This window comes from Faecalicatena sp., assembly GCF_058819085.1.
In genome coordinates this window covers 273,777-297,615 of the sequence record NZ_JBZUUL010000004.1, presented here as the reverse complement: position 1 = coordinate 297,615, position 23,839 = coordinate 273,777, and the positions used below count along the sequence as shown (strand labels likewise).

General features: G+C 47.0%; 18 protein-coding genes and 2 tRNA genes. 14 read left to right on the top strand and 6 right to left on the bottom strand.

Annotated elements, in window-relative coordinates:
• The first annotated feature begins 267 nt into the window (after positions 1–267).
• The 6 genes from AC4OGX_RS03445 to AC4OGX_RS03420 all read left to right on the top strand — a co-directional run bounded on the left by AC4OGX_RS03445 (position 268) and on the right by AC4OGX_RS03420 (position 4,878).
• Positions 268–1,110, top strand: a complete 843-nt coding sequence (locus AC4OGX_RS03445; RefSeq protein ID WP_493328458.1) for an HAD family hydrolase — start codon at positions 268–270, stop codon at positions 1,108–1,110.
• Between the two features lie 143 nt (positions 1,111–1,253).
• Positions 1,254–3,020: a glycoside hydrolase family 3 protein gene (locus AC4OGX_RS03440; protein ID WP_493328536.1), complete on the top strand. Its 1,767-nt coding sequence runs from the start codon at positions 1,254–1,256 to the stop codon at positions 3,018–3,020.
• A gap of 105 nt (positions 3,021–3,125) precedes the next feature.
• On the top strand, positions 3,126–4,247 hold the full coding sequence (locus AC4OGX_RS03435) for a DUF3810 domain-containing protein (protein WP_493328457.1): 1,122 nt from the start codon (positions 3,126–3,128) through the stop codon (positions 4,245–4,247).
• Positions 4,248–4,399: 152 nt separating this feature from the next.
• Positions 4,400–4,471: transfer RNA gene (locus tag AC4OGX_RS03430), tRNA-Glu, on the top strand.
• Between the two features lie 4 nt (positions 4,472–4,475).
• Positions 4,476–4,546: transfer RNA gene (locus AC4OGX_RS03425), tRNA-Cys, on the top strand.
• Positions 4,547–4,716: 170 nt separating this feature from the next.
• A complete protein-coding gene (locus AC4OGX_RS03420) occupies positions 4,717–4,878 on the top strand; it encodes a hypothetical protein (RefSeq protein WP_493328455.1) in 162 nt (53 codons plus the stop codon).
• A 137-nt stretch (positions 4,879–5,015) separates the two neighbouring features.
• Here AC4OGX_RS03420 and AC4OGX_RS03415 read toward each other — a convergent pair whose 3' ends face one another.
• The 3 genes from AC4OGX_RS03415 to AC4OGX_RS03405 all read right to left on the bottom strand — a co-directional run bounded on the left by AC4OGX_RS03415 (position 5,016) and on the right by AC4OGX_RS03405 (position 9,087).
• A complete protein-coding gene (locus AC4OGX_RS03415; protein WP_493328454.1) occupies positions 5,016–6,278 on the bottom strand; it encodes a Glu/Leu/Phe/Val family dehydrogenase in 1,263 nt (420 codons plus the stop codon).
• A 120-nt stretch (positions 6,279–6,398) separates the two neighbouring features.
• Entirely contained in the window at positions 6,399–7,673 is a 1,275-nt protein-coding gene (gene eno / locus AC4OGX_RS03410) for a phosphopyruvate hydratase (protein WP_493328453.1), read from the bottom strand.
• A 10-nt stretch (positions 7,674–7,683) separates the two neighbouring features.
• Positions 7,684–9,087, bottom strand: a complete 1,404-nt coding sequence (locus AC4OGX_RS03405) for a glycerate kinase type-2 family protein (RefSeq protein ID WP_493328452.1) — start codon at positions 9,085–9,087, stop codon at positions 7,684–7,686.
• A gap of 350 nt (positions 9,088–9,437) precedes the next feature.
• Here AC4OGX_RS03405 and AC4OGX_RS03400 point away from each other — a divergent pair, with 350 nt between their 5' ends.
• Positions 9,438–10,559 carry a tyramine oxidase subunit B gene (locus AC4OGX_RS03400; RefSeq protein WP_493328451.1) on the top strand — a complete coding sequence of 374 codons (1,122 nt, stop codon included), beginning with the start codon at positions 9,438–9,440 and terminating at the stop codon, positions 10,557–10,559.
• Between the two features lie 25 nt (positions 10,560–10,584).
• Positions 10,585–11,886 (top strand): APC family permease, encoded by a 1,302-nt coding sequence (locus AC4OGX_RS03395; RefSeq protein WP_493328450.1) that lies wholly within the window; start codon positions 10,585–10,587, stop codon positions 11,884–11,886.
• 102 nt (positions 11,887–11,988) lie between these two features.
• On the opposite strand, the gene AC4OGX_RS03390 is transcribed toward AC4OGX_RS03395, so the two are convergent.
• Entirely contained in the window at positions 11,989–12,864 is an 876-nt protein-coding gene (locus AC4OGX_RS03390; RefSeq protein ID WP_493328449.1) for a MurR/RpiR family transcriptional regulator, read from the bottom strand.
• Positions 12,865–12,972: 108 nt separating this feature from the next.
• Here AC4OGX_RS03390 and AC4OGX_RS03385 point away from each other — a divergent pair, with 108 nt between their 5' ends.
• Positions 12,973–13,668: a GntR family transcriptional regulator gene (locus tag AC4OGX_RS03385; RefSeq protein WP_493328448.1), complete on the top strand. Its 696-nt coding sequence runs from the start codon at positions 12,973–12,975 to the stop codon at positions 13,666–13,668.
• A gap of 53 nt (positions 13,669–13,721) precedes the next feature.
• On the opposite strand, the gene AC4OGX_RS03380 is transcribed toward AC4OGX_RS03385, so the two are convergent.
• Complete coding sequence (locus AC4OGX_RS03380; RefSeq protein WP_493328447.1) at positions 13,722–14,759, bottom strand: AraC family transcriptional regulator; 1,038 nt, start codon at positions 14,757–14,759, stop codon at positions 13,722–13,724.
• Between the two features lie 286 nt (positions 14,760–15,045).
• On the opposite strand from AC4OGX_RS03380, the gene AC4OGX_RS03375 reads away from it, so the two are divergent.
• Both AC4OGX_RS03375 and AC4OGX_RS03370 read left to right on the top strand, forming a co-directional pair.
• Complete coding sequence (locus AC4OGX_RS03375; protein WP_493328445.1) at positions 15,046–17,010, top strand: alpha-L-rhamnosidase-related protein; 1,965 nt, start codon at positions 15,046–15,048, stop codon at positions 17,008–17,010.
• Positions 17,011–17,201: 191 nt separating this feature from the next.
• Positions 17,202–18,365 (top strand): amidohydrolase, encoded by a 1,164-nt coding sequence (locus AC4OGX_RS03370; RefSeq protein ID WP_493328444.1) that lies wholly within the window; start codon positions 17,202–17,204, stop codon positions 18,363–18,365.
• An 18-nt stretch (positions 18,366–18,383) separates the two neighbouring features.
• On the opposite strand, the gene AC4OGX_RS03365 is transcribed toward AC4OGX_RS03370, so the two are convergent.
• Complete coding sequence (locus AC4OGX_RS03365) at positions 18,384–19,313, bottom strand: LysR family transcriptional regulator (RefSeq protein ID WP_493328443.1); 930 nt, start codon at positions 19,311–19,313, stop codon at positions 18,384–18,386.
• A 145-nt stretch (positions 19,314–19,458) separates the two neighbouring features.
• On the opposite strand from AC4OGX_RS03365, the gene AC4OGX_RS03360 reads away from it, so the two are divergent.
• The 3 genes from AC4OGX_RS03360 to AC4OGX_RS03350 all read left to right on the top strand — a co-directional run bounded on the left by AC4OGX_RS03360 (position 19,459) and on the right by AC4OGX_RS03350 (position 23,791).
• Positions 19,459–20,766 (top strand): NCS2 family permease, encoded by a 1,308-nt coding sequence (locus tag AC4OGX_RS03360; protein WP_493328442.1) that lies wholly within the window; start codon positions 19,459–19,461, stop codon positions 20,764–20,766.
• A 180-nt stretch (positions 20,767–20,946) separates the two neighbouring features.
• On the top strand, positions 20,947–22,746 hold the full coding sequence (locus tag AC4OGX_RS03355; RefSeq protein WP_493328534.1) for an adenine deaminase C-terminal domain-containing protein: 1,800 nt from the start codon (positions 20,947–20,949) through the stop codon (positions 22,744–22,746).
• A 220-nt stretch (positions 22,747–22,966) separates the two neighbouring features.
• Positions 22,967–23,791, top strand: a complete 825-nt coding sequence (locus tag AC4OGX_RS03350) for an AraC family transcriptional regulator (RefSeq protein ID WP_493328441.1) — start codon at positions 22,967–22,969, stop codon at positions 23,789–23,791.
• Positions 23,792–23,839: the final 48 nt, after the last annotated feature.

Sequence of the window (23,839 nt, the reverse complement as noted above, 5' to 3'; positions counted from 1 at the left end):
CTTAAACTTTTCGCTTAAGTTTTTAGGTCATGAGCTGTTTTTTTCTTTTTCTTTAAAAATGGGTTCCGTAATTTTATCAGTTAAACCCGTATTATTTTTCTGTTTTTTTAAATAAGCATAAAAAAGTATGGCTGATACGAAAAAAAATCCTCACGCAATCGTAGAAGAAAGTATTAAACTTCCAAATATGAGAAAGATGAATATAGGAGAGGAGAAGAAATTTTACAGAGAACATTAGGTGGAAACAGCAACAAAAAGAGGTGAACTATGAATCTGGAGAATTATGAAAAGAAGAAAGAATTTTTGATCTGCGTGGATTCAGACGGCTGTGCGATGGATACGATGGATTTAAAGCACACCCGGTGTTTTGGACCATGCCTCACGGCGGAATGGGGGCTTGATGAATGGAGAGGTCCCATTTTAGAAAGATGGAATGAGATCAATCTGTACAGCATGACCAGAGGCATCAACCGGTTTAAAGGGCTTGCGAAAATGCTTGGGGAGGTTGATGAAAAGTATACGAAGATTGAAGGTCTGGATTCACTGGAAAAATGGGTGGAAGAAAGCCCGGAGTTATCGAATGCAGCTCTGGCGCAGGCGATCCGGGATGGCGGAGGTATCTGTCTTCAAAAAGCACTTTCCTGGTCTGTGAGAGTGAATGAAAAGATCGACAACCTTCCGTTTGATGTGAAAAAGCCCTTTGAAGGGGTCTGCAGGGCACTGGAGTATGCACATACAAAAGCGGATATAGCTGTTGTCTCTTCGGCGAACCAGCAGGCCGTGCAGGAAGAGTGGGACATGTATGGCTTGTCCAGGCATGTAGATATCCTGCTCTCACAGGAAGCCGGAAGTAAGGCGTTTTGTATTGCAGAACTGATCAAGAAGGGCTATGCTGCCGCGAATGTACTTATGACAGGAGATGCGCCGGGAGATTATGATGCTGCAATAAAGAATAAGGTACTTTTTTACCCGATCTATGTGCGTCATGAGAAGGAAGCGTGGGAAGAATTCTCAAACGATGCGGTCCCCAGATTTTTGGATGGGACTTATCAGGGCGCATATCAGGAAGAAAAAGTTGGAGAATTCTGGGAAAACCTGAAAGATGCATAGAATAAAGCTGTGAAAATAAGATTCGCTCCATAGAGGAATTATGTAGGAGAACCCCATAGGAGTGAGGCTTGACAGGAAAAAGAGATCAGGCAGGAGACAAGGGTTTAGATGGGCTGTATGCGGCACATCAGAGAGGAGAAAAAATGGTAGATTTAAAAGCAAATCCGTATTTTTTATCAGAGGATGATATCAAATGGGTGGAAGAGACGATCAATGGGATGAGTGATGAGGAGAAGGTGGGACAATTGTTTTTCCAGCTGACTGCATCCCACGATGAGGAATATCTGAAGGAATTAATGGAGAAATACCACCTGGGCGGCTGCCGCTATAATCCGGCACCGGGAGCGGCGATCCAGGAACAGAACAGGAAACTGCAGAAGTATGCAAAGGTTCCGCTGTTTATCGCCTGTAACACAGAGGCGGGCGGGGACGGTGCCTGCGCGGACGGGACGATGATCGGCTCTGGAGTGAAGATTGCTGCCACAGATAAGGATGAGTATGCATATGCACTGGGAAAAATGTCAAACGAAGAGGCAGCAGCGATCGGCTGCAACATGGCATTTGCTCCGGTCAGCGATATTCTTTATAATTGGGAAAATACAGAGGTCGTATCCCGTGCATTCGGCCGGGACGCAGAGCGTGTGGCACGTATGAGTGCGGCATATCTGGATGGTGCACATACGATTGACGGTTTTGCCTGCGCGGCAAAGCATTTCCCGGGGAACGGACAGGATTTCAGGGATGCCCATCTTTCCAATAATGTGAATTATTTTGGTGTAAAGGAGTGGGATGAAACCTATGGCATGGTCTATAAGACACTGATCGAACACGGCCTTGACGCGATCATGGGAGGACATATCATGCTTCCTGAGTATGCCAAGTCTATAAATCCAGAATTGAAGGACGAGGATATGATGCCGGCTACCTTAAGCCCGGAGATCATGACAGTTCTGCTTAGAGATAAGCTGGGCTTCAATGGCATGGTAGTGACAGATGCTTCTCATATGGTGGCGATGACAGACCGAATGTCACGGAAAGAGATGCTTCCGAAGTCTATCAATGCAGGCTGCGACATGTTCCTGTTTTTCAATGACCCGGATGAGGATTTTGCGACGATGCTGGAGGCCTATCAAAAAGGTGTGATCAGTGAGGAGAGAATGAAAGAAGCACTGACACGTATTCTGGGTCTCAAGGCACATCTGGGACTTCATAAAAAGGCAAAGGAGGAGCTGGTGCCTGCACCGGAAGTTCTGGAACAGGTTCTGGGTGCTGAGGCGCACAAGGAAATGCAGAAAGCGATCAGCCGGGACTGTATCACTCTTGTGAAATATAAGGATAAAGAGGTTCTTCCGATGACACCGCAGCGCTATAAGAGGATCATGATCGTACACGTGAAAGGCGCGGAAAGCGGAATGTCGGCCCTTATGAAGCTGATGGGAATGGGCGGCGGAAATCCTGCAGAGCTTTTGAAACAAAAACTCTGTGATAAGGGATTTGATGCATTTATCTATGAAAGCCCTCTGGATCAGATGAAGAAACAGATAGAGGCAGGGGAAAAACCGGATGTGAACCTGTATTTTGCAGGAAAAAATGCAATTGCAGACTTTGTGAAGGAAATGGATCTTGTCATCACCCTGTGTGATGTTTCCGGCGGAAGGCCAAGCTTCGGCCTGTCCAAAGGCGGCGGGGAGATCCCGTGGTATGTATTCGAGGTTCCTGTGATCGCTGTCGGATGCGGACAGCCGACCATGCTCGCCGATATCCCTCAGGTGCGTACCTATATCAATACCTATGACTCCAAGGACAGCACCTTTGATGCGCTGGTAGAGGACCTGATGGAAGGGGAAAGTGCCTTTAAGGGGACGGATCCGATCGACAGCTTCTGCGGGCTGTTTGATACACGGCTGTAGTCATTGACTTTGCATAATATCTGTGATGTAATGAAAAGATAGTAACTATTCATATGAGGCTGCTCCATATAAAATCGATCCATTTATGATCCCAGGTATGCGAAGATGAAAAATAGGAAAAAAGCGGAAAGTAAAAATACAATTGAAAAGAGAATGCTGGCAGGCTGCGTCCTGCTGGCAGCAAGCTTAGTCCTGACGCTTATGGCAGCGAAGATCCCGGGGATGGCGGAATGGTATGCCACACATATTTATCCGTTGAGCGTATCGACCCTGGGGCGGTTTTCCGGGCTGTTCCCCTGGTCCCTATCAGAACTGTGCCTGTATGCGGGGATCATTCTGCTGCTTGGGACACTGGTCCATGCTATTGCTGCGGCGGCCAGGTCGAAAGCGGGAGGGGCGGTTATGTTAAGGTGGGCGTCGGGATTATTCTTGACGGCATCAGTGCTTTTGTTTCTGTATGTTGCAAATTGCGGCATAAACTACCGCCGGGTTTCCTTTTCGGAGAAATCTGGCATACAGACATCCGGTTATACAGCACAAGATCTAAAAAATGTCTGTATCTGGCTGACAGAAGAGGTGAATGCCAGGGCAGGGAAGGTTCGGCGTGATGATTCAGGCGTCATGCAGCTGTCCGGACCTGAGGGAAAGACTGCAGTCCATGCCATGGAACAGCTGGGCACGCGATATCCCGCAATGGAGGGATATTATCCCCGGCCCAAGCGATTGCTGCTTTCCCAGATCTTATCCTGCCAATCCCTGACTGGGATCTATCTGCCTTTTACTGTGGAGGCAAATTATAATAAAGATATGCCGGATTACAATATTCCTTTCACGGCCTGCCACGAATTGTCGCATTTAAGAGGATTTATGCAGGAAGAGGAGGCTAATTTTATTGCATTTTTAGCCTGTAAGGATGAAGAACGGGTGGATTTCCAGTACAGCGGATATCTGATGGGATGGATCTACAGCATGAATGCATTGTATAAGGCGGACTATCATGCATGGCAGGAGGTGCGCTCTCTGCTTGATAACAGTGTAGAGCCGGATCTTGAGAAGAACAGCCGTTTTTGGGCGAAGTATGAAGGGGTCCTGTCGGAGGTTTCCAACAAGGTGAATGATACATATCTCAAAGTAAACGGGCAGGCTGACGGAGTGCAAAGCTATGACCGGATGGTAGACCTGATCGCTGCATACTACCAGAAAGGGGAAGGTGTGGCTGGCAGGTAGTTAAAACTCTGCAGAGATGAAAAGCTTAGAGTAAGAACATAGATTAAAAAACGGTTGAGTGAAAAACTTGAAAAAAGGGCTTGCAATTTCTGCAGGGTTATGATAATATTAACAACGGTCACTGCGAAAGCAGTACCGATGAAATAGTATATGGCTCCGTGGTCAAGCGGTTAAGACATCGCCCTTTCACGGCGGTAACACGGGTTCGATTCCCGTCGGAGTCATGATGGCGCAGTAGCCAAGCGGTAAGGCGTGGGTCTGCAACACCCTGATCACCGGTTCAAATCCGGTCTGTGCCTCTTTAAGAATAGCTCTAAATGCCTGGAAACAGGCGTTTAGAGCCTTTTTATTATCAAGGAAAAGCTGTACAAAGCCTGTACAGTAAATTACCAGTGGATTTATTTACGGATATGCATTATAATGAAGGACAGATACGCGAAGTTTGTCAGATGATTGGGAGGAAGAAAGAATGCTAAAGAATATCGTGCTGGCGATAGCACTGGTCTGTTCCTGCATCTATTTGGTGCTGTTTTTCGTGAATAATCCAAAGCTGAATGTAATCTCAAATAAGATTCAGAAGCCGTTCATGGCGGTCAGCTTTCTTTTATTGGTGATATACATGATACTGTGATGTGTCAGGGACTAGCACATATAAGGAAGGACAACAGGCGGCAGATGGGGATGCCGTTATAAAAAGCTCCGGGGATCTTTTGGATTCCCGGAGCTTTTGTACTTAAAAGACAAAAATAAAGGTGACTGGATCAAGGTTTAAGGCCAGATCCCACGCATATTTTTGGCATCAACTACGCGCTTCACTGCGATCAGATAAGCTCCGGTACGCAGGGAGACCTCTTTTTCCTTTGCGATATCCCAGACTGCCTTAAATGCCTGGTCCAGTATTTCTTCAAGCTGTGCGTTGACATGATCCTCACTCCAATAGATGGACTGGATATTCTGTACCCACTCGAAATAGGAGACTACAACACCGCCGGCATTGGAGAGAATGTCTGGCACAACGATGATCCCTCTCTGATCCAGTATCTTGTCTGCATCGATCGAGGTGGGCCCGTTTGCGGCCTCAACGACCACTTTTGCTTTGATCTTATCGGCGTTGGAGCTATTGATCTGATTTTCGAGTGCTGCGGGGATGAGAACGTCAACATCTAATTCAAGAAGCCCGGCATTGCTGATTTGTTTTGCGTCTTTTGTATGGTAACCCTCCAGAAGGTTTCCTCTCTTTTGCCCGAGGTAGTTAAGGATATCCGGGATGTCCAGCCCTTCCGGGTTATAAAGTGCGCCTGATACGTCACTGACTGCCACGATTTTCAATCCCTTTTCGTGGAGAAGCTTTGCAGATACGCTTCCGACATTTCCCATACCCTGTATAGCCACTTTGGCACCAGACGGATCCATGCCCGCTGCTTTTAATGTATTTAACGTTGTGATCATGACTCCCCGTCCGGTAGCTTCGTTTCTTCCAAGAGCACCGCCCAATTCGATCGGTTTTCCGGTAACTACCCCGGGGACACAGTGTCCTTTTAGCATACTGTAAGTGTCCATGATCCATCCCATTACGTCAGCGTTTGTTCCGACATCTGGTGCCGGGATATCCTGATCCGGTCCGATGATAGGAGCGATCATGGCGGTAAAACGCCTGGTCAGTCCCCGAAGCTCTGATTCAGAAAGCTTGGCCGGATCACAGATGATACCGCCCTTGCCGCCGCCGTAAGGGATATTTACTACGGCACATTTGAAGGTCATCCAGGCAGCCAGTGCCTTTACCTCATCCAGGTCTACGTTCTGGTGATAGCGGATGCCCCCTTTCGCTGGGCCGCGGGAGGTGGAGTGCTGCACACGGTATCCTTCAAAAACCTTTACGGAACCATCATCCATTCGTACGGGGATGGCAACCTTTAATTCTCGTTCGGGATATTTGATCGCCTCGTAATCGCTTGGGGCATAGCCGAGGATTTCTGCTGCTTTACTTACAACCAAGAGCATGTTTTCATATGGATTATATTTCTGGCTCATTTTTTTACCTTCCTTTTTAAGTGAACATAATGAATTTTTGATACATGCGGAAGTATCCGCTTATCGCTTATATAAAATGCGGCACAAAATAAATGTCTGTTAATATACAGAGGTTTTCATTTAGAATTTCAGCAGCCTTGTGATATCTGCAAGCTGGCAGCCTGGATTTAAGTCGCGTGCGCGCATCAGGAAATTCAGCTTATCGATCCTTTCGCCGGAACGGGGAGCGCCGTTCTTGATAAAACCTACCTGCAGCCCGACTGCAAGGTCCATTACAATGTCACCGATAACTCCTCCGGCTCTTCCTGACGGGATGGCCAGCAGATCGTGCTCCATGGCATAGTCATATGCCGCGAGGGCTTCTGTGATTGTGCCCACCTGATTCGGTTTTAAGATAAATCCATCCAGGGCATTCAGTTCACAGGCACGTCTGAGGCGGCCGGGGTTAGTAACAATGAAATCATCCCCGATGATATTGGTGCGGGTGATCTGTTTGTGTGCCTTTGGATAAGAATCCCAATCCTCCTCGTCCAGAAGATCTTCAATAAATACAAAGTTAAATTTTTCGGTCAGATACCGGGCATAGTCGATCAGCTGTCTTGAGTTTACTCTCTGTCCTTTTAACAGATAGGTATCATCGTGGCGGTCATACATTTCGCTGGAAGCACAGTCGAATGCGAACCCGATCCGTCCTGTATAGCCGCAGTGGTCGATCGCTTCAGAGATCAGATTCAGGATCACTTCCGGGTCGTCGGAAGGAGCGGCATACCCATAGGAAGGAGCAACCTCTGGTTTTCTGCCCAGGAATTTTGTGATCACGGTCTCCAGCTCCTGGAAGGTATTGATTCCCATTTCTACGGCCTCGTCTATGGTATCTGCACCATAGGGCATGATGATAAATTCGTTAAAAGGCTGTGTCAGTGAGGCATAGCGGCCGCCGTTAACGACATTAAAGCTTGGTACAGGAACCGTTTTGACGGGTCCCTTTGCAATATAATTGTAAAGCGGCTGGTGCGCGGTCTCGGCAGCGGCGCGGAAGGCTGCGATGGAGGTGGAGTAAATGGCATTTCCGCCCAGGTTTTTCTTCTCTGGTGTCCCGTCCAGTAAGATCATGGTCTCATCGATCCCTTTCTGGTCGGTGATATCCATGCCGGTCAGCGCCGGAGCGATGATGCTGTTCACGTTGTCGACTGCCTTATGTACGCTCATCCCGTGGTATTCCTTTGGATCATTGTCTCTGAGGACACAGGACTCGAACATTCCCACAGAAGAACCGGTGGGAGCACAGCCCCTTCCCAGGTACCCATCACTGGTAACCACGTCGACCTCCACCATGGGACGGCATTTGCAGTCTACGATCTGGCGTGCGTGTACGGATTTAATAGTTGATTTCATGCTTTTCCTCCTATTCCTCTATTTCCGGTATGTATAAAATGTTGAAGTCGCAAAGGTTGGTTCCGGTGTTTCCTGTAAATACAGCGTCCCCCATCTCAGAGAGTGCTTCATAGCATGCATGGCCTCTGAGTGCGGCGTGCACATCAATATCCTTAGAAACTGCTGTGCTGCAGCTTGTGGAATCACAGATCCCGCCTGCAACCGGAGTGGTTCCGTCAGTGCCTTCGGAATCGATCGAAAGCATACAGGCTCCTTTTGTTTTCTGCGCTGCGATGGCGAAGCTTAAGGTCAGCTCCTGTCCGGGCCCGCCGTGTCCGGTGATCTCTTTATTATCCAGGATTTTTGTGGTGGTCTCCCCGGAGCTTAAGATCACGCATGGCGGCTGGACCGGATTGCCGTAGGCCTGTGATTCCCTTGCAATAGAGGCGAAAAATGTACCTGCATCCTTACTTTCCCCTTCCAGGAAGGAGGTCAGGATAATGGCGGGAATCCCCATTTCCTCTGCGATCTCTTTTGCATAAATACAGGAGTCAGGCAGTGTGTTTAACAGGAAATAGGTATTATCCGGGAATGCCTTTGGGGTTTCTCCCTCGGGTCCTGCGTTCATCAGATAATCCACAACATTTTTTGGAAGTTTGTCTGCTACATCATATTCGCGGATCACACGCCTTGCATCCTCTAGGGTCGTCTTATCAGGCCCCATTGGAGTGCTGGCGTATTTCTCATATGGAATTCCGATATCTCCTGTTGCAGGTGTGCCGACGGCATCGCTGATACCAAATCCGATCAGCTCTGCGCCGACAGACTGGATACGTTTGGCCAGCATTCCGCCATTCAATGCAGAGATATGGCGGCGGATCGCGTTGATCTCGTAGATCCCGGCTCCTGATTTCAACATGATATCGGTTGTTTTGATTTCATCCTCCAGAGTGATCCCTTCTCTTGGACAGCTCATCAGAGCAGAGCTTCCGCCGCTGATCACAACGATAAATAAGTCGTCCGGTCCGGCCTGGTCCACCAAGTCCAGGATTTTTAAGCAGGCCTCATATCCGGCCTGATTGGGCAGAGGGTGTCCGCCTACATATACATCTGTGTTCTGGAAACGGTCGGTCTCCTCTTTGATCTTTACGATCGCAATTCCTTTTGTGAGTCTGTCACCCAGGATCTCATCCACGGCCATAGCCATGTGGTTGCAGGCCTTTCCCGCACCGAGCAGGTACACATGTTTCTTTTTGGACAGATCCCAGGTTTTAGTTCCTATATGGAGTATATCTTTGTCCAGATGCATGATGCTTTTGATACGCTCATAGGAATCCAGCCTTTGAAGCGTGCGCTCTGTGATATCCAGTACAATTTTTCTGGATAGTGTGTCACCGTGTGAGGTGAGCTCTTCGTAATTTCTGATCTTTTTCATAGAAATCCTCCTTTATATAAGTTTGAGCTGGTTTGTTCTATAGAAGCAGCATGTTGATACATTTGTGGATACATTGAAAATGTACCAAACGATACAATAAATATATTGCGATATATTTCAAAAGTCAATATGGTAAACTAGAAATAGCATAATTTACAAAAAATAGTACTATATTTAGTTAAAAGTGCTGAAAAAACGAGAAATACAATAAAAAAATGAATTAATATTGACAAATGCAATATAATGCATTAGGGTGTATGTATCAAATGAAACATAAACAAAACATTCACATGTGAAGAGGAAAAAGTAAACAATTTGCTGAAAGGCATGATATGAAAGGAGATCATCATATGTCACACAAAACAGAATTCTTATACTTATCAGAACAGGATACGATTAAAGCAGGAGTACTTAACGCAGAAAAATGCATCGATAATGCAGAGGAAGTTTTTACTTTATTAAGTAAGGGAGATTATCTGATGGGGGGAAGTAACCATAACAGTCATGGACTGGGTCTGGTGTTCCCCAAGGAATCTCCGTTCCCGAATATGCCGATTGCCGGACCAGACAGAAGATTTGTAGCAATGCCTGCATATCTGGGAGGAAGATTTGATGTATGTGGTAATAAATGGTACGGTTCCAATGCAGCGAACCCGAAGAAAGGACTTCCGAGATCTGTACTGACTGTTACATTAAATGATAAAGATACCGGAGAGCCGCTGGCATTTATGTCTGCAAATCTTTTAAGCGCTGCAAGAACAGGAGCAGTTCCGGGAGTGGCAGCCAGACATCTTGCAAGAAAAGATTCAGAGGTTGTAACTGTTTTAGGATGCGGCCAGATCAACCGTTCCTGTCTGCGTTCCATTCTGACTCAGCTTCCAAATGCAAAGAAGATCGTATGCTATGATATTTTTGAAGAGGCTGGAAACAAGTTCCTTGCATGGGCAAAAGAAGAGCTGGGAATCGATGGGATCGTGACAACTGACCTGGAAGAGGCAGTTAGAGCTGGCGAAGTCATCACAGTTGCAGCTTCCCGCCTGAAACCTTTATATGTAAAGGACGAATGGCTTCAGGAAGGCGTGACACTTCTGATTACAGGACCGATGCAGTCAGATGATTCCTTCTGGATCAATACAAAGCTGATCTATGATAATGTAAGGCTGCATGAAGCATACGTGCAGGATGCTATCGAATCAGGAGATAAAGCAGCTTCCTATGCATCCGTGATCGGCGGTCCGATCTATACACTGATCGATGACGGTAAGATCCGTCCGCTGGCTGAGTCAACGAGTATTGGTGATGTAATCCTGGGTGAAAAAGAAGGACGTGTCAACGACAAAGAGAGAGTGACATTTGTTGCATGCGGAATGGCTACCTTTGATGTAGGTCTTGGCTACGACCTGTATCAGACAGCATTAAAAGAAAATATCGGCCAGAAACTCATTTTATGGGATGATCCTTATCAGAAATAGTAGAAAATGAAGGGGATAAAGGCATATGGAGAATAAAGATAAAGGTAAAATTGGCTTAATGACCGCTACATTCATGCTCATTGGAACAATTATAGGAGCCTCATCCTTTGTTGCCAGTGGTTATCAGGCGGAGGCAATGGGGCCGGCAGTATGGCTGGTTTACATAATCGGTGCACTTTTGACAGTGCCAGTTTGTATCCAGAGCGCCCAGATTGGATGTATCCTTCCGGTAGAAGGTTCCAGTTATGTTATGGTAAAGAAAACCAGTGGAAAATTGAGCACATTTATGTATGGATGGCTCTATATTATCTGGACAGCAATCTGGCTCCCGTACTGTGCCCATACGATTGCGAAATATGTACGGTTGTATCTTCCGAACGCCAATGTATATGTTGTTGCAGTAATCGCGCTTTTGATATTCGGAGTGATCCACTCCTTTGGATTTCAGGCGGCGGCAAGATTCCAGAGCCTGATCGTAATTATTCTGATGGCGGCAATGCTGGTATTTATCATCATGGGTGTTCCTCATGTGAAGGCATCTAACCTGACCCCGATGTTTCCGAAGGGGGCTGGTCCAGTCATCGGACAGATCATACCTGCTTACTTTGGATTTGTGGGGATCAATACCATGACTGAATGGGCGGGAAATGTGCATAAGCCGCAGAAAAACCTGCCGAAGGCGATGCTGTTGTGCATGGTCACGGTGACACTTTTATACTGCGGAATGACAGCAGTTTTGTGTGGAATGATGCCTTATAACGAGCTGGGGATCGATACACCTGTTTCTATCGCATCTAAACAGTTCGGAATGCCTGCAGTGACTGCACTTGTAACGCTTGGAGCAATGTTTGCAACGATTTCCACCTTAAATGGGATGTATGTCTGCCTGACACACGAGCTGCACAATATGTCCTGCCAGGGGAATATGCCTGGACTCTTTAAAAAGACAGCAGGAAAACGTAATGCACCGATCGTGGCAGTCTGGTTTTCCGTTGCAGTTGCAATTGTTTTAAGCTTTATGAGCGAATCTATTATGGAATATATTGATGTTGCGACTGCATTTGTTATGGTCAGTCTGATCCATTCTGCATTTGTATCTGTGAAGCTGAAAAAGGTTCTTCCGAAGGAGTATGAAGAGGCAGCATTTAAGATGAAAGGAATCTGGTATTATGTATGGCCGGTTCTGGAGATTGCATCCTGCGGATTTATCCTGGTAGTAACTCTCGCGGGAACACCAAAGCTGATCTTTCCTATGATTGTCATTATAGGAATCGGAATAATCTTCTACTATGCCTATGCTGCAAAGCATGAGACTGCGGAGGCATAAGGAAAAGTACAGGAATCTATATAATCAAAACAAAAGTCCGGCAGAATGACAGAAATGCCATTGCTGCAGGACTTTTGTTGTATCTGTGGATCGCCTTTGTCTTTATAAGCCCAGGTAGAATCCCTGGCTTAAGATGGATTCGGTCTTCTCAAGGATAGACTGTGCCTCTTTTGGATTCTGCCGTACCAGCGCGGTGATTAGATAATTGGTGAGGCAGAATGGCCCAACAAAGGAATTCTTATAGGAAAGACTTGATATTGCACAGGGGAGAATGATATCCCCATATCCACTGACTGCCTGATAGTTCAGGCTTGTGATCAGAATGATCTTTACCCCTGAATTCTTCATCCAGGAGATGATGGAGGAACTGACCTTGGAATAACGGGGGAAGAGGTATGCCACGCACACATCATCCGGCCCTGCGTTCACGATTTCCTCCGGATAGATCATGCCGGCAGACTGGATCAGGTGAACATTTTTGCGGATCTCGCCAAGTCGTGAGGCCATATAGTAAGCAGGGGAAAAGGAACTTCTCATGCCTAGGATATAGACAGAACGGGCTTCTGCAATAGAGGAGACTGCGGCATCGAGATCTTCACTTTTCTGCGCAGCAAGTGTCTGACGGATGTTCTGGATGTCATTCTCAAAGGAGTCTGACAGCAGTTCGTTGTCCGAAGATATCTCATTGTCCGGAAACATCTCAGGATCCGGAAGGCGCTCCGGCAGGGAGAGCTTCTGGGAAGTGCTTGAGTAGATATCCTGCTGGATCGCCTTCTGCATCTCGGAGAAACCATCATAACCTAATGCTCGTGAAAAGCGGATGATGGTAGTTGTGCTCACCCCGATCTTCCGGGAAAGTTCATCCAGTGTATGGAATGCGACTTTGTTCATGTGGTTTGTGATATAGTCGGCGACATTTTTCTGAGAGTTCGTAAAATGTGGAGACTGTGCATCTATTTTTTGGGAAAAATCGGACATATGAAATACCTTCCTATACTTGATAAATGTGTTTTCTACATCTTATCATTTTTGACAAAAAGCGTCAATTTTATGATATTATAAATAACATAGAAGAGGTGATATAGAATGCCAATACCAATAGAAGAGAAAAATGATGAACGTACATCGGCAAAGCAGCTGGTGTATGAAAGTATGAGAGACTGGATCATCGAGGGCCGCCTGGAGGCCGGCGAGAAGGTTGCGGATGCAGAGATCGCGGCTCACTTTAAGGTGAGCAGGACTCCGGTCAGGGAAGCGATCCAATTGTTAGAGATGCAGAAATTAGTGAGATCGTATCCCGGGAAGGCCACGATTGTGACGGAGATTCAGAAGGATCAGATTGAAAAATACTATCTACCGATGGCAAATCTGCAGCAGCTGGCAGTGACGATGGCAGTCGATAAGATAAATCCGGAGCATATAAAGCGGCTCAGGGAGTTGAGTGAGCAGTTCAGAAGGCTGATCACGGTGCAGGACGAACCGCTGCCGATCCTAAAGGCTGACATGGATTTTCACAGTTATATCCTGGATATTGCGGATAATGAATATGTGAAGGATTTCTGCAATGTGCTGTGGATCCATATTCAGCGGCTGGAATATAGTTACTTCAGAGATTCCCCGTCTTTAAAACAATCTGTGGAGGAGCACGAAGACATGATCCGTGCGCTGGAGTTCAAAGACGGATTCTCAGCCTCCCTGAGGATGAAGCAGCATTGGGACCGCACTGTGCTGGAGATCCATAGCCTGGAGGCGCGGGAAGGGATGGAAAATCAGGAAGCTTAGAGAAGAATCACTGCAGAGCGTCAGTTTAAAGAGCTGGCATTCTGCAGTGATTTTTATGAATGCAGAGCCCGGTATTGTCCCGGTGTCATTCCATATTCTTTTTTGAACACTTTCATAAAGCTTTCAGGATTGTGATATCCCAGCTTTACACTAATGTCATGGATGCTGATGTTCGCGGAAGTCAGCAGGGATTCGGCCTTTTTCAGCCGGATCTGCCTCACGAGCCGGGAAAAGGTATGTCCGGTCACTTTTTTGATATAGCAGGAACAGTACGGGACTGTATAATTCAGGTGGTCCGCCAGCTGGGCCAGTGTGACGGTATCATAGTGGGCTGCAAGGTAAGAAAACAGGGCATCATCTGCGGTATCCGGTATATCTGGGAACTCCTGATGGGATTTATGTTTCCTTATGAGCTTAGTAAAGAAAATGGGCAGCATACAGCCAAGGATCCGGTTGGCGTATTCATCGCGGTCTGTCTGCTCCTCATACATCTCCAGCAGGATTTTGGCAAGCTCGGCGTCCCCGTCCGTGTGGAACATCAGGCAGGAGGCGTAGTTCTTTCGATACAGGCTTCCCAGGAAGAAGGAGGCGATGAGAGTCTTGTCCTTGAGGACATTGAAAAAGATGTCTTCGATGGTATCTCTGCGGATCAGGATATTGAGGATGATGCTGTCATCATCTGTCACGGACAGGGAATGCCGAAGCCCGGGGGGCAGCAGGCACAGGTCGCCGCCCGCCATTTCCATGGTACTGTGGGAGACGCTGTGGACACATCTGCCCCGCAGAACATAGATGATCTCGAAAAAGATATGACTGTGCTCAAATGCAGGGGTATAGCGGTTGTGCCTGCGTATATAAATGCTGTCAAACAGCTGGTCTTCAAAATAATCTTCGTCTGTCAGGGAGTCCGGGATGAGACCGGGCATCAATTCTTTTACAAACAGTTTCCTTGCTTTCAAGGTTTCCGGGTCCTGTTCCAGGAGAAAATCTCTCAGCGCATCCGGATCCTTCTGCGCCTGGTAATAGCGGCGGTAAAATTCCTCATCTGGATTCATTTGCAGCAGACGTTCTGTCATGATCTTAGTATCCATAAATGTCCCCTTTCAAATCAGTTGTTACTGTTTACGAGTCGTTTTATCCTCTTTTCTCATCATACATCATAATCGTAAAAATGGACATGAAAACTGCTTAAATTTAACAATTGTTGTTCAAAGCAGTGATCTTTATAATAAAGGCAACTTACATAGGCAGAGAAGAATGTTGTGAGCTGATTGAAGGTGCAGTTTGAGGGGATAGGCAAATGATTTATGAAAAACAGAGTCAGAAAAGAAGGCTCAAATGAATCTTGAAAGCTGCGGAATGAAAGGAGATCATAATATGGCAGTAAAGAGTGCAAAATGGATCTGGTATCCGGGAGATCTTGAGATTTATCATGGGATGCTGCAGAATTTTCAGCGTGAGGAGCGTGGATACGGCTGGCCTGCATACTGGAAAATGGATGACTGGCACAAGAATGTAAAGTTTACAAAAGAGTATGAGTTAGAAGCGGCAGAGGAGTTCAGTGTCCGGGGAATCGGACAGGGATATGTTGAGGTCAATGGAAAGAAGCATGCATTTGAGGAAATGATCTACTGTGATCCCGGGCACACTGAGATTACAGTCTGCATAGGAAATATGACGGGACTGCCGTGCATTTATGCTGCCGGTAATGTCATTCGTTCGGATGAAAGCTGGACGGCGGATGATTTTGAGACAGGCAGGCCTGCAGGAGCATCTAAGCTGTATCAGGAAAAGGAGCAGGATCCGAACCGCGTTTATTTTGAAGAGCAGGAAGTATACCCGGTAAGCAAAAAAGAAGTAAACGGCGGCGTACTGTTTGATTTTGCAAGGATGGTAAACGGCACGGTAAAAGTAAAGCAGACAAAGCCGGTGGTCACGATCTGCTTTGGGGAATCAGACCGGGAGGCTCTGGATACGCAGTGGTGTTATTATAAGCAGGAAAACGTAACACCAGACAGTACGATACGCAAGCGGGCGTTCCGGTATCTGTACATTCCTGACTGCCGCATAGAAGAAATAGACTGCTATGCCGTCCATGAACATTTTCCGATCGAAGTAAAGGCAGAATTTTCTTCGGATGATGAGCTGCTGGATCAGATCTGGGATGTGGCAAAAAAGACCTATCAGCTCTGCAGCGGACTGTTTTTTATCGACGGGATCAAGCGTGACCGGTGGATCTGGTCGGGGGATGCTTACCAGAGTTATTTTGTGAATCCTTACCTGTTTTTTGACGAGGATATCAATAAGCGGACTATCCTTGCACTGCGCGGTAACCGGGAGATCAGGCAGCACATCAACACCATTGTGGATTACTCCCTTTTATGGGTGATCTCCATAGCGGACCATTACCGGATGACAGGCGACACAGAATTTTTGAACATGGTATTTGAAAAAATGCAGGCACTGATGGATCTTTGTGAGGCCCAGACAGACGAAAACGGATTCCTTTATGGCAGAGAGCAGGACTGGATCTTCATCGACTGGTGCGATATGGATAAAACAGGTGTGATCGCAGCGGAGCAGATGCTGCTTTTGAAATGCTATGAGACGATGGCAGAGAGTATGGATTTGCTTGGCATGCCGGGGAATTATTATGTGGAAAAAGCTGCGGCTTTGAAGAAAAATATCATAAAATTCTTCTGGGATGAGGAAAAAGGTGCTTTTATCGACAGTTTTGAGTCGGGAAAACGAAATGTTACCCGTCATGCGAATATATTTGCGGTTTTGTTTGATATTGCGGATGAGAAACAGACAGAAGCTATTGTGAAGAATGTACTATTTAATGAAAAAGTCACTGCGATCAGCACGCCGTATTTTAAATTTTACGAAATGGACGTGCTGGCGAAGCTTGGATATCTGGGTGAGGTGCTGAAACGCGTGAAAGAGTACTGGGGTGGAATGCTTTCGAAGGGTGCGGTCACATTTTGGGAAGAGTTCGATCCTAAGCAGTCTGAGGCAGAACAGTATGGGATGTATGGCGATCCTTTTGGGAAAAGTCTGTGCCATGCATGGGGAGCGAGTCCGATCTATCTGCTGGGTAAATATTATCTGGGCGTGTATCCGACAAAGCCGGGATATGAGGCCTTTGAGGTGAGTCCCCGGCTTGGGTTTTTTAAAGAACTGGACTGTACGGTGCCAGTCAAGGACGGAAAGGTGGATATTACCTATAAGGAAGGAATTCTCAACGTGACGGCTGACAGAGACGGCGGAACCCTGAAAATAGATGGGAAGGAATGGAGACTGACGGCGGGAGTATGTGTACAGGTAGAATATTTTTTATAGAAAAGTGATGTGAAAAGAGGGCTTCTTCATCATGTGCAGAAGGAAGACGTATAAATAGTATGTGGACTATAGTAATATAAAAAAGCAGTGCGCAGGTATGTAAAATAGTTCTGCTGCAGATACTATATTGGATAAAGGGCGGTAAGCCGGATATGAAATCTTAGATAGTATTTTGCGGGAGGACTATTTTTATGTTGATCACAAATGGGAGAATATTTACAATGGCCGGGCCGGTGATTGAAAATGGGTATGTGAAGATCCGGGACGGAGTTATCGTTAAAGTGGGGGAGATGGAAGAATTATCTGATCCTCAGGATTCCATCCTGGATGTTCAAGGGGCCTGGGTTATGCCGGGACTGATCGAGGCACATGCGCATATCGGACTGACAGAGGAGAAGAGCGGTGCGATCGGGGATGACTGCAATGAGCAGACGAATCCTGTGCTGCCGGCTCTGCGTGGACTGGATTCGGTAAATCCTCTGGATCCGGCATTTCACGATGCGATCCAGGCGGGGATCACCTCGGTCATGACAGGCCCCGGGAGTGCGAATGTGGTGGGAGGCCAGTTTGTATTTATGAAGACCCACGGAAGATGCATGGACCAGATGATCGTAAAGGCTCCTGCGGCTATGAAGATCGCGTTCGGAGAGAATCCTAAGACCGTTTATGGGGATCAAAGTCTCTGTCCTGCGACCAGGATGGGAACGGCATACATGCTGCGCAGGGAACTCTTTAAGGCGGTACAGTACATGGAAAAGCGTGAGTCAGGCAGTCTAAAGGAAAAAGATTTTGATCTGGAGCCGTGGATCCCGGTGTTGAAAAAGGAGATCCCGATGAAAGCGCACGCTCACAGGACTGATGATATCCTGACGGCGATCCGTATCGCAAAGGAATTTGATCTGGATCTTACACTGGACCATTGCACAGAAGGTCATTTGATCACAGAGGAAATCGTTGCCTCCGGTTTTCCGGTCATCTCAGGAACAGACCTGACCTCCCGCTCTAAGATCGAGGTGGAGTATATGAGTTTTAAGACTGCGGGAATCCTTGCGGATGCCGGAGTGAAGGTTGCTGTGACGACGGACCATCCGGTAGCTTTGATCCAATACCTTCCCATTTGTGCCGGGTATGCGGTGAAATATGGCATGACTATGGAAGAAGGACTTAAGGCGCTCACGATCAATCCTGCTCAGATCTGCCGTGTGGATGACCGGGTGGGCAGCCTGGAGCCGGGGAAGGATGCGGACATCGCGGTATTTGACGGGAATCCGATGGAAGTATTTACCCATACACTTTATACGATCGTGGATGGGGAAGTAGTGTACCGCCAGGAGGATGAGGTAAAGGCGGATTAACTTACACCGTGCAGGTTCTTAAAGAGAGAACCTGCACCGCATGACTTTTTTTACAATATCTATATAATCCTGGACGTACTCAGGCAGATACTGTCCCGGCCTGTAGGCGGCTATCATTGTGGTGTAGATCTGCCGGTCTCCGGTAGACAGGCATACCACTTCCCTTGAATTCTGTCCCATATGCTCCACATACCCTTCTGCGGCGAGCGTGATCCCGGCGTTTTTCGAAGCCATGCTGATGGCAACCTCGCTGCTCCTGGTTCTCATCCAAACATTGGGTTTGATCCCCGCACTGTCAAATAGCTCCTGAATGACTTTTCCTGTGGTCTGCTGCTCGTATAGCAGGACGAAGTTTTCTGACTTTAGTTCGCGGATGTCGATCCAGGGGTGCCGGTAACCTTCCTTTTTTATGGCCTTTAAAATGGCAGGGTGATCCTGATGGACCACCAGGACGATCTCGGAGCGGCCGATGACCTGATACTCCAAATTCTTAGGAAATGTGCTGACATTGTAGACCGCAAGGTCCTTTTCACTTTCTTCTAGCAGCATCCGTTCTACGGAGTGGGCAGCTTCGAAGATGTTGACATTCACGTTCGGATATTTTTTGTGAAACTCGGCTACCGTGTCTGGGATCAGACAGTTGCTGCGGACGATGGGGATAGCGATGTTAAGCTGTCCCTTTTTTACATCCATCAAGTCTTTATATTCTGCATTCCATTCATTCTCCAGTTCCACCATTTTTTTTGCATAATGGAGGTATCTTTTCCCAATATATGTGGGAACATATTCATTATGGATATGGCTGAACAGCTTGGTATTCATTCGGAATTCCAGGTTCTGCAGGTATTTGCTCAGTGAGGGCTGCGAGATATACAATGCCTTTGCAGCCTTGTTGATACTTTTATACTTGGCGATTGCCAGAATATATTTTGCTTCTTTTACTTCCATCCCATCCACCTCATCTTGTATTCATGAGAAACCTGTGTCTATAGCCTGAGTGCATAAAAAATATAGAATATATATATTTGAATTATATATAATTTCCACGTAAAATAAAAGCAGAATAAATCATTTTCCATGAAAGGAGTTACAAATGAAAGCCTGGATCGAGAAGCAGTTTCAATTGAAGGAATATCAGACAAGTATCAAGACAGAATTGATGGCAGGATTTGCAACTTTTATTACAATGGCGTATGTGCTCGCCACGGTGCCGAATATGCTTGGGAGCGCAGGACTGGACCGCAATGTCGTCCTGACAGTCATGATCTTTTTGATCATTGCCACCACCCTGGGGATGGCATTTTACACCAACCGCCCTTTTGCTCTTGCACCGGGGCTTGGCAGTGTCAGTATCGTAGCAGGAATGATCGCAAATGAGAATATTTCGCCACAGATCGCGGCGGGAGTTATTTTTTGGAGCGGCATCCTGTTCTGCGTGATTTCCTTCTTTGGATTAAGGGAAGCTGTTGTGAAAGTCATCCCTCCGAGCCTGAAGCAGGCGGTCAGCGCGGGTGTGGGACTTTTTATCGCTTTGATCGGAGCAAAGGGCTGCGGCCTGATCGTTGCAAATGAGGCCAAAAACAGCCTGGGCTTCGGGGATCTGACTTCTCCGACGGTTCTTCTTGCTCTGATCGGATTTGTGCTGATCATGCTGGCAAAGGTCAGAAATATTCCAGGGGGAATGATCATTGCGATCTTCGTGACTACACTGATCGGTATCCCGATGGGAATTACGAAGATGCCGGAGCATATTTTTGCGCTGCCTGTCAGCCCGGGGCCGCAGTTTATGAGAATCGATTTCCTTGGTGCTTTGAATTTTGCTTATATCCCGTTTTTGATCGCGCTGTTTGTGCCGGATTTCTTTTCCACATTCGGAACTGTGCTTGGTGTAGGTGCGAAGGCAGGTTATCTGGATGAGGACGGCAACCTTCCGGGGATCGATAAGTGCTTCAAGGTGGATGCACTGGCGACAGTAGTCGGAGGTCTGTTTGGGATTCCCAGTATGACAACCTACCTTGAGTCTTCCGTAGGCGTTGAGGCGGGCGGAAAAACAGGACTTACTGCAGTAGGAACCTGTATTGCATTCGCGCTCACCCTGCTATTTACCCCGCTGGCACTGATGATCCCTTCCGCAGCTACGGCGCCGGCTTTGATGGTCATAGGGATTGGGATGCTCAGTTCTATGAAAAATATCCATTACGAGGATCTGACAGAAGCATTTCCGGCATTTATCTGTATCGCCTTTACGATCTTTGGAAATAACATTGCAAACGGGATCTGTCTTGCAATTCCGGTCTATCTGCTGATGAAGCTGATGGCGGGGAAGAGAAAAGAGATCAACTATGTACTGTATATCCTGACGGCAGTCTGTATCCTGTATTTTTACACACTGATCAGATAGAATGGCCGGAGTTCTGAGAGATATACTGTGGCGGCAGATTAGGGCAGATGGCAGAATCGCGAAGAGGTATGGTGTTACGCAGAGTATGACATGTGCTTTGCCACCACCGGGATGTACTTGAATTTGCGGGTAAGGAGGCAGTTTATGGGAAACAGAGATGCGGTAACGGAGGAGACAAAGATGCGTGATTCGGAAAAAGCAGGTGCAAAGACTGCAGATATGCTGGTTAAGGATGTATCTGTTTATAATACGGTTTTTCAGCGCTTCTATCCTGCAGATGTGTACATTCTGGACGGCAGGATCTACCATGTTGATCTAAAAAAGGAGAGGCTGACCAGGGCAGAACAGACAATTGACGGAACAGGAAAATATATGGTTCCGGGATTGATCGATATCCATATGCATATTGAAAGTTCTATGATGACCCCGAATTCTATGGGAGAGCGGCTGGCGCAGTGTGGAGTGACGACAGTGGTCTCTGAGCCTCATGAGATGGCGAATGTAAACGGGATGAAGGGGATTCTGGACATGATGAAAGCGGGAGAGCAGTCCCCCATCGATATTTTTTATGGAATTCCAAGCTGTGTACCTTCGACTTCACCGGAGCTTGAAACGACAGGAGGCGTGATCGGATTTGAGGAAATGAAAGAGCTGCTGAAACATCCGCGGGTAGCCTGCATGGGGGAAGTCATGAATTACCGGCAGATCATCCGGGAGAACCAGCTTGAGATCAGCAGGATGCTTTCATATCTGTCTTCGCAACGGCCCGATGTTGTTATAGAAGGACACTGCCCGTCTCTGCTGGATCTGGATCTGGCTAAATTTATCTATCTGGGGATTGACAGTGACCACACGGAACACAGTCTGGAAGAATTAAAGCAGAGGTTTTTTAACGGCATGTTTATAGAGATCCAGGAAAAAATGCTGAGACCGGAAGTGCTGTCATTTATTGAGGAAAATAACCTCTATGGACATTTTGGTTTTGTGACAGATGATGTTATGGCGGATACGCTGATGGAGCAGGGGCATTTGGATGCGGTGGTCAGAAAGGCGGTCCAGCTGGGAATGCCACCCGAGCGTGCGGTCTATCATGCCACATATACCAATGCCATGAGAATGAAGTTTACGGACAGGACGATGCTTACACCCGGGAAGCTGGCAGATTTTGTGCTGCTGGATGATGTGGAAACATTTCGTGTCGATTCTACCTTTAAACGGGGCAGATGTATTTACCGGAAAAATGCTCCGGCAGACAGGATGCATGCCTCGAGTCAGACAGCTGATTTTAAACAGAGCGGATTCCCGGCATCTTACCGGCATACGATCCATCTTCCGGCGGTAACGGAAGAGGTATTCTCTGTGTATACAGCGGAGGACAGGGATGAGGCGACAGCGGACAAAGTATTAACTGAGGTGATGGTCGTGACCGACGGTTCTACAAAGACCGGCAGAAAGCAGGTATGGATGCCCGTAAAAGACGGTGAAATACAGTGGGAGAATACACCTTACCTGCTTGCGGTAGTGTTTGAACGTTATGGAAAGACCCATCATACAAAGCGGGATGGTTTTGGGAATATCGGATATGGATTTGTAACAGGGGATGTGATCAAACACGGCGCGGTGGCTACGACATATGCACACGACCACCACAATCTTCTGGCAGTGGGCAGTGACAAGAAGAGCCTTGCGCTGGCAGTCAACACCGTGATCGCAGACCAGGGTGGGATCGCAGTCACAGATGAAGGTGAGTTAAAAGCCAGCCTGCAGCTGAATATCGGCGGCATCCTGTCGGATGCTCCATCTGCACAGATTGGCGATGGTTTGAAAAAGGTAAGGGAAGCACTGTGCCGACAGGGGTATCGGCATTATAATCCAATTATGTCATTGTGTACCTTATCACTTCTGGCAAGCCCCGCACTGAAGATCTCGGATAAAGGGATCGTTGATGTGGCGGCGGGGAAGGTCGTGCCGTTGATTTGAGAATATTCTGAAAATGAGGAGCAAAAGGGTCAGGCCCCTTTCAAAGGGGCCTGACCCTTTTGCTCCTCATTTTCGCTATTTTCTGATTTATTGAAATTATTCAGGCCATATTCCCTATATTGTTGTGGCGGGAGCTGTAATTTGGTATACTGTATAAAAATGAAATATACCTTGATCGGGGAGAATTTTCAGACAAATAATCAGAAGGGGAGTGGAACCTATGGAGTTCAGCCATGAGTTGATCGTACCGAACGAAGACTTACCTTTTAAAATGTTCATATTCGAGGGGCGTGGAGGAAATTATTTCCGGGACAAACACTGGCATCGTTCGATCGAGATTTTTGCGGTGTTTGAGGGGTCGCTTACCTTTTACATTAATCAGGAACGTTACCCGTTGATGCCGGGCGAATTTATGCTGGTCAATTCCAATGAGATTCATTCGGTGGACTCCCCGGAACCGAATATGACAGTGGTGGTACAGATCCCGCTGAAAACGTTTGAAAAGTATTTTACGGGAGAGCAGTTTATCAGTTTTACCCATGATCCCAAGGCACAGGATGAGCGGGTGATGGGCGTGATTTCTGATATTTATCGTGCTTATACGGAAAAGAAATGTGGATATGACCTTAAGGTGCAGGGGCTTTTTTACGAACTTTTATACCTGATGGTGACGAAATACAGAGAGACGGAAGTCAGCGATGAGATGGTGAAAAAGAACCGGAAATTGAGCAGGCTGTCTGTGATCACTTCTTATATCAAGGAGCATTATTCGGAGGAGCTTTCCCTGGAACGGCTGGCGGAGATCTTCGGTTATTCGCCGACCTATCTCTCCAGGATGTTCCAGAAATACGCAGGAATCAATTACAAGTCTTACCTGCAGAGCATCCGTGTGGAATATGCATACCAGGAGCTTGCAAATTCAGAGAGGACATTAAGTGAGATCGCTCTGGAAAATGGTTTTCCGAACAGTAAGGCTCTGGCAAAAGCATTTTCGAAAAAGTACGGAATGCTGCCCAGCGAATACCGTAAAAAGACAAGAAAGTGACATTGATTAGATAAGTATTTGGTCGAAAAAAGAATTGCAAATTGATAA

Excerpts from the sequence above, each read along its gene's own strand:
- AC4OGX_RS03445 (WP_493328458.1), top strand. The coding sequence starts at position 268 with ATGAATCTGGAGAATTATGAAAAGAAGAAAGAATTTTTGATCTGCGTG.
- AC4OGX_RS03440 (WP_493328536.1), top strand. The coding sequence starts at position 1,254 with ATGGTAGATTTAAAAGCAAATCCGTATTTTTTATCAGAGGATGATATC.
- AC4OGX_RS03435 (WP_493328457.1), top strand. The coding sequence starts at position 3,126 with ATGAAAAATAGGAAAAAAGCGGAAAGTAAAAATACAATTGAAAAGAGA.
- AC4OGX_RS03420 (WP_493328455.1), top strand. The coding sequence starts at position 4,717 with ATGCTAAAGAATATCGTGCTGGCGATAGCACTGGTCTGTTCCTGCATC.
- AC4OGX_RS03415 (WP_493328454.1), bottom strand. The coding sequence starts at position 6,278 with ATGAGCCAGAAATATAATCCATATGAAAACATGCTCTTGGTTGTAAGT.
- eno (WP_493328453.1), bottom strand. The coding sequence starts at position 7,673 with ATGAAATCAACTATTAAATCCGTACACGCACGCCAGATCGTAGACTGC.
- AC4OGX_RS03405 (WP_493328452.1), bottom strand. The coding sequence starts at position 9,087 with ATGAAAAAGATCAGAAATTACGAAGAGCTCACCTCACACGGTGACACA.
- AC4OGX_RS03400 (WP_493328451.1), top strand. The coding sequence starts at position 9,438 with ATGTCACACAAAACAGAATTCTTATACTTATCAGAACAGGATACGATT.
- AC4OGX_RS03395 (WP_493328450.1), top strand. The coding sequence starts at position 10,585 with ATGGAGAATAAAGATAAAGGTAAAATTGGCTTAATGACCGCTACATTC.
- AC4OGX_RS03390 (WP_493328449.1), bottom strand. The coding sequence starts at position 12,864 with ATGTCCGATTTTTCCCAAAAAATAGATGCACAGTCTCCACATTTTACG.
- AC4OGX_RS03385 (WP_493328448.1), top strand. The coding sequence starts at position 12,973 with ATGCCAATACCAATAGAAGAGAAAAATGATGAACGTACATCGGCAAAG.
- AC4OGX_RS03380 (WP_493328447.1), bottom strand. The coding sequence starts at position 14,759 with ATGGATACTAAGATCATGACAGAACGTCTGCTGCAAATGAATCCAGAT.
- AC4OGX_RS03375 (WP_493328445.1), top strand. The coding sequence starts at position 15,046 with ATGGCAGTAAAGAGTGCAAAATGGATCTGGTATCCGGGAGATCTTGAG.
- AC4OGX_RS03370 (WP_493328444.1), top strand. The coding sequence starts at position 17,202 with ATGTTGATCACAAATGGGAGAATATTTACAATGGCCGGGCCGGTGATT.
- AC4OGX_RS03365 (WP_493328443.1), bottom strand. The coding sequence starts at position 19,313 with ATGGAAGTAAAAGAAGCAAAATATATTCTGGCAATCGCCAAGTATAAA.
- AC4OGX_RS03360 (WP_493328442.1), top strand. The coding sequence starts at position 19,459 with ATGAAAGCCTGGATCGAGAAGCAGTTTCAATTGAAGGAATATCAGACA.
- AC4OGX_RS03355 (WP_493328534.1), top strand. The coding sequence starts at position 20,947 with ATGCGTGATTCGGAAAAAGCAGGTGCAAAGACTGCAGATATGCTGGTT.
- AC4OGX_RS03350 (WP_493328441.1), top strand. The coding sequence starts at position 22,967 with ATGGAGTTCAGCCATGAGTTGATCGTACCGAACGAAGACTTACCTTTT.